This window comes from Dactylosporangium salmoneum (genome assembly GCF_039532525.1).
Taxonomy (GTDB): Bacteria; Actinomycetota; Actinomycetes; order Mycobacteriales; family Micromonosporaceae; genus Dactylosporangium; species Dactylosporangium salmoneum.
The window spans coordinates 211,584-225,756 of sequence record NZ_BAAARV010000046.1; the positions used below are offsets into that span (position 1 = coordinate 211,584).

11 protein-coding genes are annotated in these 14,173 nt (G+C 71.1%); 2 read left to right on the top strand and 9 right to left on the bottom strand.

Annotation, left to right across the window (positions count from 1 at the left end; genetic code table 11):
* The first annotated feature begins 100 nt into the window (after positions 1-100).
* Positions 101-2,461, top strand: coding sequence for a PAS domain S-box protein (locus ABD352_RS27005; protein ID WP_344615286.1), 2,361 nt, complete (start codon positions 101-103; stop codon positions 2,459-2,461).
* Positions 2,462-2,476: 15 nt separating this feature from the next.
* Here ABD352_RS27005 and ABD352_RS27010 read toward each other — a convergent pair whose 3' ends face one another.
* Both ABD352_RS27010 and ABD352_RS27015 read right to left on the bottom strand, forming a co-directional pair.
* Complete coding sequence (locus ABD352_RS27010) at positions 2,477-3,931, bottom strand: NAD(P)-dependent malic enzyme (RefSeq protein ID WP_344615287.1); 1,455 nt, start codon at positions 3,929-3,931, stop codon at positions 2,477-2,479.
* An 85-nt stretch (positions 3,932-4,016) separates the two neighbouring features.
* Complete coding sequence (locus ABD352_RS27015; RefSeq protein WP_344615288.1) at positions 4,017-5,699, bottom strand: SulP family inorganic anion transporter; 1,683 nt, start codon at positions 5,697-5,699, stop codon at positions 4,017-4,019.
* Positions 5,700-5,895: 196 nt separating this feature from the next.
* Here ABD352_RS27015 and ABD352_RS27020 point away from each other — a divergent pair, with 196 nt between their 5' ends.
* Entirely contained in the window at positions 5,896-6,243 is a 348-nt protein-coding gene (locus tag ABD352_RS27020; RefSeq protein WP_344615289.1) for an ArsR/SmtB family transcription factor, read from the top strand.
* Between the two features lie 3 nt (positions 6,244-6,246).
* Here ABD352_RS27020 and ABD352_RS27025 read toward each other — a convergent pair whose 3' ends face one another.
* From ABD352_RS27025 to atzD, 7 genes are read right to left on the bottom strand one after another with little or no spacing between them, the layout of a single operon-like run.
* Positions 6,247-6,639, bottom strand: a complete 393-nt coding sequence (locus ABD352_RS27025) for an allophanate hydrolase-related protein (protein WP_344615290.1) — start codon at positions 6,637-6,639, stop codon at positions 6,247-6,249.
* A 30-nt stretch (positions 6,640-6,669) separates the two neighbouring features.
* The gene (locus tag ABD352_RS27030) at positions 6,670-7,653 is read right to left on the bottom strand and encodes a carbamate kinase (protein WP_344615291.1); all 984 of its coding nucleotides are present in this window, start codon (positions 7,651-7,653) and stop codon (positions 6,670-6,672) included.
* Positions 7,650-9,068, bottom strand: coding sequence for a YlbE family protein (locus tag ABD352_RS27035; RefSeq protein ID WP_344615292.1), 1,419 nt, complete (start codon positions 9,066-9,068; stop codon positions 7,650-7,652). The genes ABD352_RS27030 and ABD352_RS27035 overlap by 4 nt, the downstream gene beginning before the upstream one ends.
* A 20-nt stretch (positions 9,069-9,088) precedes the next feature.
* Positions 9,089-10,648, bottom strand: a complete 1,560-nt coding sequence (gene fdrA, locus ABD352_RS27040) for an acyl-CoA synthetase FdrA (protein WP_344615293.1) — start codon at positions 10,646-10,648, stop codon at positions 9,089-9,091.
* A 13-nt stretch (positions 10,649-10,661) separates the two neighbouring features.
* On the bottom strand, positions 10,662-11,483 hold the full coding sequence (locus ABD352_RS27045) for an oxamate carbamoyltransferase subunit AllH family protein (protein ID WP_344615294.1): 822 nt from the start codon (positions 11,481-11,483) through the stop codon (positions 10,662-10,664).
* Positions 11,484-12,989, bottom strand: a complete 1,506-nt coding sequence (locus ABD352_RS27050; RefSeq protein WP_344615295.1) for an NCS1 family nucleobase:cation symporter-1 — start codon at positions 12,987-12,989, stop codon at positions 11,484-11,486.
* Entirely contained in the window at positions 12,986-14,113 is a 1,128-nt protein-coding gene (atzD, locus tag ABD352_RS27055; protein WP_344615296.1) for a cyanuric acid amidohydrolase, read from the bottom strand. Before atzD ends, ABD352_RS27050 begins: the two co-directional genes overlap by 4 nt.
* Positions 14,114-14,173 lie beyond the last annotated feature (60 nt).

Here is a 14,173-nt window from a genome sequence, read left to right on the forward strand (position 1 = left end):
CTGTCGCCTCCAACGCTGATGGCCGCAATCCGGCATGTATGCCTGGCGAACGTGGTTGGATGATCATGACCCGGCTCTCGCGGCGAGGTGGTGGCCTGCCATGGCGGTGGAATGGTCGGCACAAGCTGCCGGCTTGGTGGAGGCGTCCCCCGACGCGATCATCGGGGTCGACTCCACCGGCGCGATCGTGCTCGTGAACGCGCAGGCCGAGCGGCTGTTCGGATATGACCGGCGGGACCTGGTCGGCGCTTCGGTGGAGATGCTGGTGCCAGAGGCGGCGCGCGGCGTGCACCCGGCGCACCGGCGGGACTATCTCGCCGATCCGCATCCGCGGGCGATGGGCGCCGGCATGGAGCTGGCCGGCCGCCGCCGGGACGGTGCCACGTTCCCGGCCGAGATCTCCCTGTCCAGCCTGCAGGTCGAGGGCGAGTCGCTGGTCGTCGCGGCGGTGCGGGACGTGACGGCGTGGAAGCGGGCGTCGGAGGCCCAGGCGCAGCTGGCCGCGATCGTGCAGTCATCCCATGACGCGATCGTCGGCAAGACCCTCGCCGGGGTGATCACGACGTGGAATCCCGGTGCGGAACGCCTCTACGGCTACCCCGCTCGGGAGATGCTCGGGCGGCGGGTCGACGTGCTCTACACCCCGGACCGGGCCGCGGAGGAGGACAGACTGCTGGCCCGGATCGCCAGCGGTGAGCAGGTCGAGCAGCATCTGACCGAACGCGTCCGCAGCGACCGGCAGGTCATCACCGTGTCGCTGGCGATGTCGCCGATCCGCGACACCACGGGCACGATCGTCGGCGTCGCGTCGGTGTCCCGTGACGCCTCGGAGCGGCAACGGGCGGAGCTGAAGTTCCGCGGGCTGCTGGAGGCCGCGCCGGACGCGATCCTCGGCGTCGACGGCTCGGGCACGATCGTCCTGGCGAATGCGCAGGCAGAGCGGCTGTTCGGATATGTTCGCAGCGAACTGCTCGGCAAGCCGGTCGAGATACTCGTGCCGGAGGCCGCGCGCGGCATCCATCCGCACCACCGCGACGGCTACTTCGCCGACCCGAAGGCCCGGCCCATGGGCGCAGGCATGCAGCTGGCCGGTCGGCGCAAGGACGGCGAGGAGTTCCCCGCCGAGATCAGCCTGTCGGCCCTGGAGACCGAAGACGGCCTGCTCGTCTCGGCCGCCGTGCGGGACGTCAGCGAGCGCCTGGAGGCGCAGGCCGAGCGGGAAAAGCTCAAGGCGCAGGCGGAACGGGAGCGGCTGGAGCGGCAGCTGCACCAGGCGCAACGGCTGGAATCCCTGGGCCAGCTCGCCGGCGGCGTCGCGCACGACTTCAACAACCTGCTCGGCGTGATCCTCAACTATCTTGCCTTCGTCGAGGAGGTGCTGGAGACCGAGGAACCGGACCGGGCCGCCCGTGACAGCGCTCGCGCGGACGTGACCCAGATTCGCCGGGCGGCCGAGCGCGCCACCGGGCTGACCCATCAGCTGCTGGCCTTCGCCCGGCGCGAGGTCGCCCGGCCGCGGGTGATCGACCTCAACCACATCGTCGAGGACGTCCGGCAACTCCTGCAGCGCACCCTCGGCGAACACATCACCCTGATGACCAGCCTGAGCCGGACGATAGGACCGATCCTCGCCGACCCCGGGCAAATCGAGCAGATCCTGCTCAATCTTGCCGTCAACGCCCGCGACGCGATGCCCACCGGCGGCGTCCTGAGCATCGAGACCGACGACGTCACGCTGCCGTCCGGCCACGGCAGCGGCTGGGATGTCCCTGCCGGTGCCTACACACTCGTTCGCGTCACCGACTCGGGTACCGGCATGACCCAGGCCATCGTCGATCGCGCCTTCGAACCGTTCTTCACCACCAAGCCGAAGGGGCAGGGCACGGGCCTCGGCCTCGCCACTGTCTACGGCATCGTCGTGCAGGCAGGCGGCACCATCGCGATCAACTCGGACCCCGGGCACGGCACCACCATCTCGGTCATGCTGCCGGTCACCGATCAGCGACCGGAACCCGCACCGGCCTGCGACCCGATGGCCGCCAACCGCGGTACCGGGCAGACCGTGCTGCTCGTCGAGGACGAGGACGCGCTACGCGAGGTCACGCGCCGCATCCTCACCCGCAACGGCTACGAGGTCATCACCGCCGCCAACGGCGCCGAGGCGCTGGCGCTGGTCGCCACAACCACGCGGCTCGACCTGCTCCTCACCGACGTGATCATGCCGGAGATGGTCGGCAAAGAGCTCGCCGAGCGGGTCCGTGCGCTGCGCCCCGACATTCGAGTGCTGTTCATGTCGGGGTACGCCCAGCCGGTGCTGGCCTCACAGGGCACGCTGGACCCGTCGGTCACACTGGTCGCGAAGCCGTTCACCGAAGCCGAGCTGCTCGCCGAGGTCCTCGCGTCGCTGGCGGCCGAATCGACCGGGAGCGGCGCCGATCTGGATACCCGGGTAGGACCCTAGGTCCGGCGAGTGGTCCTAATCCGCTGTCCGGGCATTGGATTCGGGCACGGTCTCGGGTTCGCCGATCGGCTCGGCAGGCTGAGCGCGGCGGCGCGATGCCTCGACGGCGGCGACCGCGGCCGCCACCGTCGATACCAGGCGCGGGTCGAGGACGTCGGGCAGCAGGCGGTGCGGCCCGAGCGCGTCCTCGCCGACCCAGCCGGCGAGGACATCGGCCGCGGCGAGGAGCATCGTCGTGGTGATCCGTGGCGCGCGGGCGTTGAGCAGGCCACGGACGATGCCGGGAAAGGCCAGCAATCCGGTGAGGTGGTTCGGGTGGTCGGGGTGGCAGGTCGCCGTCACCGCCGTGGGTCCCACCGCGGGCGGCGGCCCGGCCAGTGCGAACACCACCGGCGGCGACTTCATCGTGCCGACCACTCGCTGGTCCAGCCGCACGGCGGTGTTCAGGCCGACGACGGCGTCTGCGCCGGCAATGGCCTGTTCCGGGCCGCCGTGGAGTCGTCGCGGGTTGGTCAGGCCCGCCAGCCATGCGGTGTGCTCCGGCAACCTGTCGAGATCCGGGCCGACGATCGTCTGCCCGGTGCAGACTGTCACGTCGCGGGCACCCGCGTGCAGCAGCAGCCGGGTCACCGCACTGCCGGTCACGCCTGCGCCCAGGACGACAATGCGGGCGGTGTGCAGGTCCTTGCCGGCGACGCGTAGGGCGTTACGCAGCGCGGCCAGCACGACGACCGGGATCGCGTGCTGTTCGTCGTGGAAGACCGGGACGTCGAGCGCGATGCGCAGGCGGCGTTCGAGGTCCCGGCACGCGGGAGAGGCGAAGCCCGTGAGATTGACGGCCCCGAAGGTCGGCGCGACCGCGCGTATCGTGGCGACCAGGCTGTCGGTGCCGTGGACGTGGCCGGTGTTCACGCAGAGTGGCATCGCGTCGATGTCGGCGATCTGGGCGTACAGGGCGGCCTTGGCTTCCAGTAACGGCAGTACCGCGGCCGGACCGACGTTGCCCATGCCGAGCACCGCGCTGCCGTCGCTGATCACCGCGACGCGGTTGGGGCGGCCGGTCACCTCGGCCGCGGTGTCCGGATGCGCGGCGATCGCGGCCGCGAGACGGCCCGCCCCGCGCGTGTAGAGGAATGCGAGGTCCTCGGCCGGGCGGGCCGGGTCGCGCGGCTGCACCCGGACGGGCCCGCCCGCCGACATCGCCCAGAGCCGGTCAACGCAGCTGACGATCCGTCGATGCCGGCTTGCCGCCTGGCGGAGCCGGCGCAGTGCCGGTTCATCGTCGACCTGCACCAGCAGCTGCTGGCTGCCTGACGCGAGTCCGGCCGACACAGCGGCCACGCCCCAGCCGGGTTCGAGGAAGTCCAGCGACGACATGGCCTCGTCCTGGGTGTCGGCGCGCACGGTGAGCACCACGGCGAACGCCGGGTCGCCGCGCAGGCGCCGGTGATCCCCATCTGAGGCCTTCATCAATTGCAGAGTTTATCAACTCTGCGAGTCCAACGGGGCCGGCGTGCGGCGCGCCCTGCCCGGTTTCGACCTGGGTGTCGCGGTGTCAGCCGCGATCGGATGTCGCGCCGGTGAGCCGCTGCAGGTGTACTCGGGCGTGGGCGATGGCGGCGGGGGTGTCAGGAAAGCGGGGTAGCTCGTCGGCGACGCCGAGGGCGGTGAGCACCTGGTCGTGGTGCCGGGCGATGCCGGACAGCAGCACGGTGATGCCGCGCCGGCGGAGCCGGGCGATGGCGTCGCCCAGCACGTGCGCGCCGGTCGCGTCGACGGTCGTGACTCGCGACATGCGCAGAATGACCACGCGGACGTCGGCGACGTCGGAGAGCTCGATCAGGAAGTGATGGGCGGCGGCGAAGAAGAGCGGACCGTCGAGCCGGTACGCGACGATGTGCTCGGTCAGCAGCCGATGCTCTTCGTCGCTGTGGTCGGTGGTGTCGAGGGGGACCTGTTCCAGCCGCGCGGTGCGGGCCACGGCACGCAACGCCAGCACGACGGCGGCGCCGAGTCCGACCACGACCGCGGCGACGAGGTCGACGGCGACGGTGACCGCGAAGGTGAGGGCGAGCACGAGCGCGTCGCCGCGGGTCGAGCGGGCGAGCGCCAGCAGCGCGCTGGCCTCGACCATCCGGACCGTGGTGGCGAGGAGTACCCCGGCGAGTGCGGCCAGCGGAATACCGGCGACGAGCGGCGCGGCGACGAGGATGATCCCGGCCAGGACCGCGGCGTGGGTCAGGGCGGCCAGCCGCGAGCCGGCGCCGGCCCGGACGTTGACGGCGGTGCGCGCGATCGCGGCGGTGGCGGGAATGCCACCGAAGATCGGGGTGACGAGATTGGCCAGGCCCTGACCGAACAGTTCCCGGTCGGGATCGTGATGCTGGTCGACGCTCATGGCGTCGGCGACCGTGGCGCAGAGCAGGCTTTCCAGCGCGGCGAGGGCGGCCACGGCCAGCGCGGAGGGCATCAACCGGACAAAAGCGTGCGGGTCGAGGAAGTCCAGCGACGGCGCGGGCAGGCCGGCGGGCAGTGCGCCGATGCGGGCCACGTCGAAGTGCAGGACCGCGGCGAGGACCGTCGCCACGGCGACCGCGATGAGCGACCACGGCAGCTGCGGGCGCCAGCGACCGCCGACCAGCATCGCGGCGGCGACACCGAGCGCCGTCAGTACCGGCGTGGGCGCGGGATCGGCGATGAAGCGCATCACGGCGTCGGCGGCGACGGCCCACACCTTCGTGCCGTGCGCGTCGGCGACCCCCAGCGCGGCGGGCACCTGCTGGAGCGCGATCACCACGGCGATCCCGGCGGTGAACCCCTCGATCACCGGGGTCGGCAGGTACCGCACGTACCGCCCGAGCCGCGCCAGCGCAAGGACGAGCAGGATCACGCCGGCCATCGCCCCGACCATCAGCACGCCGGCCGGCCCGAAGCTCGCGACGACCGGCACCAGCACGACCGTCATCGCGCCGGTAGGCCCGGACACCTGCAGGTTCGAGCCGCCGAAGACCGCGGCCACCGCCCCGGCGACGACGGCGGTCACGAGACCCGCCCCCGCGCCGAGCCCGGAGGAGACACCGAAGGCGAGGGCGAGCGGCAGCGCCACCACGGCGACGGTGAGTCCCGCGAGCAGGTCCCGCCGCGGGTTGCGGCGCACCGCCGTCCAGTCCGACCGCTGGGGCAACAGGCCGGCAATCCGGAAGGCGGCCCGCCGGACAGCCATTGCGCGGACTGTCATACCGCCACCTCCGTCGCAACGCCCGCACCGCCAATCGAAGACTTTATCAGTTGCAAAAGTCTTCAAGTCGGCCCCCATGCTATGACAGGAGACGAGCAGACAGGCGGGCACCGTGGCGTGGGTGGCCCGGCTGCGCAGGAGTTATCTGCCTACATCGGCTGATAACCTTGCTGCGATGACCCGGGGCGGAGGCGGCATGTCAGTACCGCTGTATCAGGCGAAAGCGGAACTGTTCCGCACACTGGGCCACCCCGTGCGCATCCGTGTGCTGGAACTGCTGCAGGACGGGCCGCGCCCGGTTCGCGACCTCCTGGACGACATCGAGGTCGAGGCATCGAACCTCTCGCAGCAGCTGGCGGTGCTGCGGCGAGCCGGGATCGTCACGTCGTACCGGGACGGCTCCCTGGTGATGTACGCGCTGAGCACCCCCGACCTGGCGGAACTCCTCGCCGTCGGGCGAAGGATCCTCGGCTCCGTGCTCAGCGACCGTGATGGCCTGCTGGTCGAGCTCCGCGCGCACACCCAATCGGAGCCGTCAGGCTAACCGTCAGGGGGCCATCCGCTCCTTCCGGGCCAGGTAGCCACGCCATCCGCCGAATTCGGTGATCTCCCGCTGACCTTCGACGAGGAACGGCTCCCCCAGGACACCCAGGACCTCGCTGCCGTCGGCGAGCGCCACCTTGCCGACGGTCAACCCGGCAGGCTCCTTGCTGAGGATGTCGGCCAATGCGGCGGCCGGGACCTCCCACACCTCCAGCGCGACGGCGCCGCCCTCCCCCGGAGTCCGGATCATGGCGGGGTGGACGTCATTGATGGTCCACACCCGGTACTCCGGGGCGGTTTCGGTCTCCTTGACGAACACCGCGCCGTTGCCGACGAGGTTCTGGTTGAGCTCCAGGCCTCGCATAAGCGTGCCGTTGACTGCGAGCAGGTACCGCATCGAGAGTCTCCTTGCGAAAGTGCGGGTCGGTCAGAGAGCCGGGCGGTCGTCCGCCTCGATCCAGGTGCCGGTCTCCCGGCGTAGTGCCCGCCCGAGGTTGGCGGCGTCGGTGATGACGCCGGCCCCGGCCGGGTTCGCGGTGACGAAGCCGACGAGGGCTTCCACCTTGGGCCGCATGCTGCCCTCGCCGAACTGACCCGACTCGGCGTAGGCGACCGCTTGCGAGACGGTCAGGCGATCCAGCCATTGCTGCTGCGGGGTGCCGAAGCCGATGGCGACCTTCTCCACGCCGGTCGGGATGATCAGGGCATCCGCTCGCAGCTGCCGCGCGAGCAGCTCCGAGGCGAGGTCCTTGTCGATCACGGCGGCGATGCCGGCCAGCTCGCCCTGCCCGTTGGTGGTGACCGGGATCCCGCCGCCGCCGCACGCCACCACGAGCACGCCGGTGTCCAGCAGCGATCTGATGGTGTCGAGTTCGACGATCGCCCGCGGACGCGGCGACGCGACGATCCGGCGCCAGCCTCGGCCCGCGTCCTCCGCGACCGTCCAGCCGAGTTCGGCCGCCGCCCGGCGCGCGGAACCCTCGTCCATGAACGCGCCGACCGGCTTCGTCGGGTTCACGAACGCCGGATCGGCGGCATCCACGAGGGTCTGGGTGACCACCGTGGCGACGGGGCGGGCGAGCCCACGCCTGCGCAGTTCGTTGGTCAGGGCCTTGTTGAACATGTAGCCGATGGCGCCCTGGGTGTCGGCGACCGCGTAGTCCATGGGGACCGGCGCGACCTCGGCCATGGCCAGCTCCGACCGGCGCAGGATGAATCCCACCTGCGGGCCGTTGCCGTGGGTGACCAGCACCCGCCAGCCGTCCTCGATCATGTCGACCACGTGCGGGGCCATGGCCTCCACGTTGTGGAACTGGTCGGGAATCGCGCTGTGGTCGTTGTCCGTGATCAGTGCGTTGCCGCCGAAGGCGACCACGGCAAGCCGGCCGTTGCCGGACGCGTTGGCGCTCATGCGGCGACAGCCTCAATGACGTCGGAGGCGAGTGCCTCGACGGCTTGGTTGAAGCACAACGCCGGCGCCGTGGTGAGGCCCGCGCCGATCTGGCCGACCCCGGCCGCACGGTGCGCGATACCGGTGTTGATCACCGGAAGGATGCCGGTGTCGGCGACCTTTCGCACGTCGATCCCGCCGGCGGTGGCGCCGAAGTTGAGCGCCGGCAGCGTGAAGGCGGGGTTGCGCCCGATCGTGATCGCCTGCATGCGCCTGCTGTTCTCGGTCGCGTCCGCCGCGGTACCACCGACGAACTGGACGATGGCCGGCGCGGCGGCCATCGCGAACCCGCCGATGCCCGCGGTCTCGGTGATCGCGCTGTCGCCGAGGTCGGCGGCGGCGTCGTCGATCCCGTAGCCGGGGAAGAAGAGGCCCTCGACCCGGTTGGCGGGCGCCTGGAACCACCGGTCGCCCGTGCCGGACACCTGGATACCGAAGTTCACGCCGTTGCGGGCCATCGCCACGCACATGCTCGAGTTGGGGATGTCGCGCGCCGAGTCGAGCATCGCCTTGCAGGCGGCCATCGACAGGTTGAGGAAGAAGTGGTCGTTGCCGGCGATGAAGTCGACACTTCGGCGTAGCGCGGCACCGTCGAGGTCGGCGGCGAGCAGCGCCGGGACGAGCCGCTTCAGCAGCAGGCCGGTGGCCGCCACGTTGCGGTTGTGGCACTCGTCGCCCATGTGCAGCGCCTGGGCGATGAGCGGCTTCAGGTCGAGGTCGCCCAACTGGGCCAGGCCCGCGCTCAGCGAGGAGAAGAACTCGGTACCCAGCCACCGCAGCCGATCGAGCACCGCGGGGCCGTTGGCGCCGAACCGCAGCACCTTGCCGAGGCCTTCGTTGAAGTTGCTGTACGCGGTGTTCTCCCCCGCCGAGTTGCGCACCACGAACACGGGCATGGACGGGCTGATGATCCCGGCCATCGGCCCGACCGCACCGTGCTGGTGGCACGGCTCCAGGGCCACCGAGCCGTCGCGGGCCAGTGCCTCGGCCGATTCCAGGTCGTCCGCCCAGCCCTCGTACAGGATTGCCCCGGCGATGGCGCCCTTGACCGGCCCGCACATGTCGTGCCATTCGATCGGTGGCCCGGCGTGCAGGATCCGTCGCTCGGTCAGCCCCGGGATGACCGTGCGCGCCAGCGCCACACCGGTGAGCACCGGCTGCGCCGAGATGTACCGCCGGTGTGCCTCCGCGTTGGCCGCCTCCACGGCAGGGTGACCGGTGAGCCTGGCGAGGTCCAGGCCGGTTTCGATGTCGGCCAGCGCCGGCGGCTGCCAGCGCAGGTCGGTGTACGCCCCGCCCACCCGGCCGATGTTCGCCGCGAATGAGGCCAGGCCGACGTTGACGACGTTGAGGTCGGTGCTGAACAGATCTTTCATGGTGAATGGTTCCTTGCTCTTCAGCGGTCGCTGGCCAGGACGAGGTCGGCGGCCCAGGCGGCCGCCTCGGCGTTGCTCTCGGCGACGAGCACGCCGACTCCGCGGAGGGCCGCCACGACCCCGTCGCGTCCCTGCTGGTCACGGTCGGTGCCGCAGACCGACGCCACCACCGCGAGCGAACGGCCCTCCCCCTCGGCGTCGGCTTTCGCCTTGGTGAGGGTCTCCACCAGCCCCGACACGGGATCGTCCGCCGCGCCGTAGCCCAGGACGACGTCCAGAAGGAGCACCGCCGTCTCCGGGTCGGCCGCGTCCTGCCGCAGCCGTTCGTTGCGCTCGGTGGGGTCGATCATCGGGTGCGGCCGGCCCTGGGTGAACTCGTCGTCGCCCATGTCCACGATGGTGTGCTCGCGCGAGCTGCGGACATCCTGCAGCGGCAGGTTTCCCTTGGCCGGCGTGTTGCTGTAGGCGGCGATGCCTCTCGACCGGCAGATCAGCTGCGCCTCGAAGCAGAACGTGCCGCCGGCGAACACGCCGCGGACGTACCGCTGGCCGGGCGCGAAGGTACGCGCCGTCTCGGCGAGGACGCGGGCGTCGCCGGCCTTGACCGTGATGGGCGACGGCTCGACCGGCCTGCCGTTGACGAGGTCGACCGCAATGTCGGCCGCCCCGGCCAGCGTATGGGCGCCGTGGACGCCGTCCCCGGAGATGCTCGCGGGGTCCGCGCCCAGGAAGATGACCACGACCGGCTTGGCAATGCTCCGGGCCTGCGCGAGCACGGCGGCGGCCACCTCGCCCGACGGCGGTTTGGACACGAGGACGATGACCTCGGTGGCGTCGTCCTCGGCCAGCGCCCGCAGCCCGGTGAGCACCGAGATGCCGCCGATCTCGGCCGACAGGTCGTGGCCGCCGGTGCCGAGCGCCTGGCTGATGCCGCTGCCGAGCTGGTGGATGCGGCTCGTGATCTCCTGCATCCCCGTGCCGGACGCCCCGACGACGCCGATCGGCCCGCGCCGCACGACGTTGGCGAAGCCCAGCGGGACGCCGTTGATGATGGCGGTTCCGCAGTCCGGCCCCATCACCATCAGGCCGAGGGCGCGGGCACGCTGCTTGACCTCCAGCTCGTGCGCGACGGGCACGTTGTCGCTGAAGATCATCACGTGCAGTCCGAGGTTGAGGGCCTTCAACGCCTCTGCCGCGGCGTAGTCACCGGGAACCGAAATGAGCGCGAGGTTCGCGGCCGGATCCGCCGCGACGGCTGTCGAGATGCTCGTGGGCCGGTGCGGCTCGGTGTCCCGGCTGCCGCCCTGGGCCGGATTGTCCGCCAGCAGGCTGTCGGCAAGCTCCAGCGCCGTCTCGCATGCCTCCTCGGCGCCCCGGACCGCGACGATCAGGTCGTTGGGCCCCGCACCGAAGTCGGTGCCGAGCCCCGCGGCCGCGAGGTTGTCGAGGTTCGTCGGCGTTCCCATCACGATCGATGCGGCGTCGACGCCCGCCACCTCGGTGACCTTGGCTGACACCGCGAGCAGCGAGACGGAATCCTTGTACAGATTCTTGAACACGCGATGGCGGTGGGTGGTCATGGTGCGTTTCCTTTCACGCTGTCAAGCAGGCGTCGGCGAGCAGGTCGGCGAGTGCGGCAACCAGCCCATATGCGGCGTCCGCGCCGGATGAGGCGCCGACGGAGAGCGCCGTATCGAGTGCCGCGTCGAGATCTCGCGCGGGGTCGGGCAGCGCGGCGGCGAGGCCGAGCAGCGGGGCGGAGAAGTGCCCGTAGGCGGCCAGCCGCAGCAGGTGCGCGCTCACGTCGCCGGTGCGCTCGAGCGTGCCGAGCACGCGGGCCGGCAATCCCCCGGCCGCGCCCGGCCCGAAAGCGGCCGCGACGAGCCGCTCCCCCAGCAGCGCACCGACGAGCACGTCGTCGCCGCTGGGGGTGAGCCCCGGGCCGAGCCCCACGAGCCGGCGGACCCAGCCGGCCGAGTACCGGTCCGGGTCGCTGAACGGCGCGAGCACCGTGACGACCTCGGCGCAGCGGCGCTCGGCGGCGTCCCGCACGACGGCGAGCCGGGCCGGCAACCCATGCCGCCCTTCCCGCAGCGCCCGGCCGAGCTCGGCCGGCTTCGCCGCCCGCCACCGCGCACCGTCGCGCAACGGGACCGTCGCATCGCCCAGATGCAGCGTCCCGTCCTCGATGCGGAAGGGACTTCCAGGGCGCGCGTCGGGCAGGTCCCGCAGCCGCACGGTGCACGGCTGATCGGCGAGGTCGGCCGTCGCCAGGGTGACCAGAAACGGGGCCGCGTCGTGGGTCAGGGCTGCCGGCGCGCCCCTGGTCACCGCGAGGTTCACCGTGCTGCGGTACACGCTGTGCACGGTGCCCGCGCAGGTCGACGGCACCAGCTCGCCGTGACTGACGGCCATCTACGGAGCGACCTCGGATGGGCTCGGTGCGGCGAGCTGTTCCTCCGGCCGCTCGCCGGTGGCCGACGATCGCTGCCGGGAGGCGGCCATGGTGGCCCAGTAGACGAGGCCGCCGACGAAGAAGCCCACGAACCAGCCGTAGTCGGTGAGGGCGTGCATCGGCGGGATCGCGTACCCGCCCCAGGCGAAGAACAGCCCGACAACGGTGGCGAACAGGGCGTGCATGTTCCATCCGCCCTGGTACCGATAGACACCCTGATGCGAGAAGAGATCGCGGACGCGGAGCTGCCCGCGCCGGACGATCCAGTAGTCGACGATCATCACGCCCGCGATCACGCCCATGCCGGCGCCGTAGCCGCCGAGCCACCCGAAGATGAAGCCGCTGGGGTCCGACACCAGCCTCCACGGCTGGCACAGGATGCCGAGGATGCCGACGATCAGGCCACCGGTGCGCCGGCTGATCCGGCTCGGCCACACGTTCGCGAAGTCGTAGGACGGGGAGACGACGTTGGCCGACATGTTCACGGTCAGCGTGGCCACCGCGGCGCCCAGCAGCGCCACCAGTTCCGCCGCGGGAACCCCGATGTGCCCGGCGAGCTGTACCGGGTCCCAGATCGCCTCGCCGAAGACGACCTTCGACCCCGACGCGAGGATCACACCGAGCACGGCGAACACGGTCATGCCGGTCGGCAATGCGATGGCCTGCCCGATGAGCTGGGCTCGCTGGTTGCGGGCGAAGCGGGTGAAGTCGGGGACGTTGAGCGACAGCGTGGCCCACAGCGCCATGACGCCGACCAGCGAGGGGATGAACACCGGCATGAATGTGCCGAAGCTGTTGAGCCGGCCCGGGTCCGACAGCATCGACCCGATCCCGTGTGCCCGGACGATGATCCAGATCGCGAGGCCGACCCCGAAGGCGAGCACGATGGGCGCGGCCCAGGTCTGCAGGCGTCGCAGCGCGTCCATGCCCTTGTAGATGATGAACATGTGCAGCGCCCAGAACAACAGGAAGCTCAGCCACATGCCGAGCGGCTGGCCGCCGATCCTGCCACCGAAGGTCGTCCAGCCGGGGAACACCGCGGCGATGCCCAGGTTGACCGCCACACCCCCGATCCAGGTCTGAATGCCGAACCAGCCGGTGGCGACCAAGCCCCGGAGGATGGCGGGAAGATTCGCCCCGTAGGTGCCGTAGGACGCCCGGGCGAAGACCGGGAACGGAATTCCGTACTTCGCACCGACGTGCGAGTTGAGCAGGATCGGGACGAGGATCAGGACGTTGCCGAGCGCCACCGTGAAGATGGCCTGCCACCAGTTCATCCCGAGGATGATGAGCCCGCTGGCGACCAGGTAGGTCGGGATCTGGCTGCTCATGCCGACCCACAGGGTCAGGTAGTTGAGCATGCTCCAGGTGCGGCCGTCCTGCGTGACGGGTGCCAGATCCTCGTTGTAGAGGCTGTTGTCCCCGGCCTCGATCGCAGCATCGAGGGAGGTCGCGTGCGTCGTCATCGGTCCGTGCCCGTCGCGATCCGCGCGATCACGGCCACCGGCCCGCCGCCCGCGGGGCCCTGGTGCTCGGCGCCGCCGGAGACGTAGACCATGGGATCGCCGACCACCGAGGCGATCACGCCGTTGACAACGGCGCGAGCGTGCCGGGTGCTGTTGATGTCGGAGTCGTCGAGCATGATGTGCCGCCGGCCGCGGACCTGACCGGTCGGGTCGGCCTCCGCCTTGCTCAGCACGTTCACGATCCGCTCCCGCGCCTGCTCAGGCACTTCGCCGTCGTGCAGTTCGACACCTACCTGGCGCAGTGCGTCGCGGACCGCGCCGGCGTCGATGGCGTCGCGCATGACGGCATGCCCGATGACCAGCTCGCTTGCCGAGCTTGCGGAGTTCCCCATCACGATGACCTCGTTGTTCAGCAGCTCGATCCCCGCCGACGTGGAGGCCACCGAGGAGTACAGGCTCCAGTCGTGCAGGATGGCCGCGTCAGTGATCTTGTCCGCGGCGAGCTCGCCGAGGCCGACCGCGACGCCGAGCGCGGAGGCGCCCCGGGCGTAGCCCATGGACTTGTAGGTGTCCTCCGTCGCGACGGTGTGGCCGCGCCGGTGCGCGTCGGCCACCCGCTCCGCGGTGAGCAGCGGGGTCTTCACCTGGACAAAGTGAACGTCATGAGGGTCGTCGATGCCCGCCTGCTCCATCGCCCGCCGGACCGCCGCCGCGGTTTCGGTCACCATCGCCGTACGACCCAGCTCTTCCGGCTGGAAATCACGGGTGAACGCGACCCCGATCGCGAGCCGCTTGTCCTGGCCCGCGGGGGTCGCGTCGACCTCGCGCATGGCGAACACGGTCACGTGCGGGCTCATGACGCCCTCGGTGCCGCCGGACATCACGAAGGCGACCCGCTCACGCACCTCCTGGGCGGTGATGCCCAGCCTCGCCGCGAGTGCCGCCGAGTACGCGAACGTGGCGTAGCCGCGCGTGAAGTCGTTGACGCAGCCGTTGCCCTCGGTCTTGCCCAGCACGGCCCGGATGTCCTCGGCCCGCAGTTCGCCCGTATCGAGCAGGGCCATGAGGCCGGATACATCTGCCGGGTCCGACACGGGGATCCGGTGAACGCTGACCTGTTGCATGCCAGAAACCTAGATGACCTGGAGGGCTGCGTCATTGGCTTGCGTTGCCGAAATGAGACC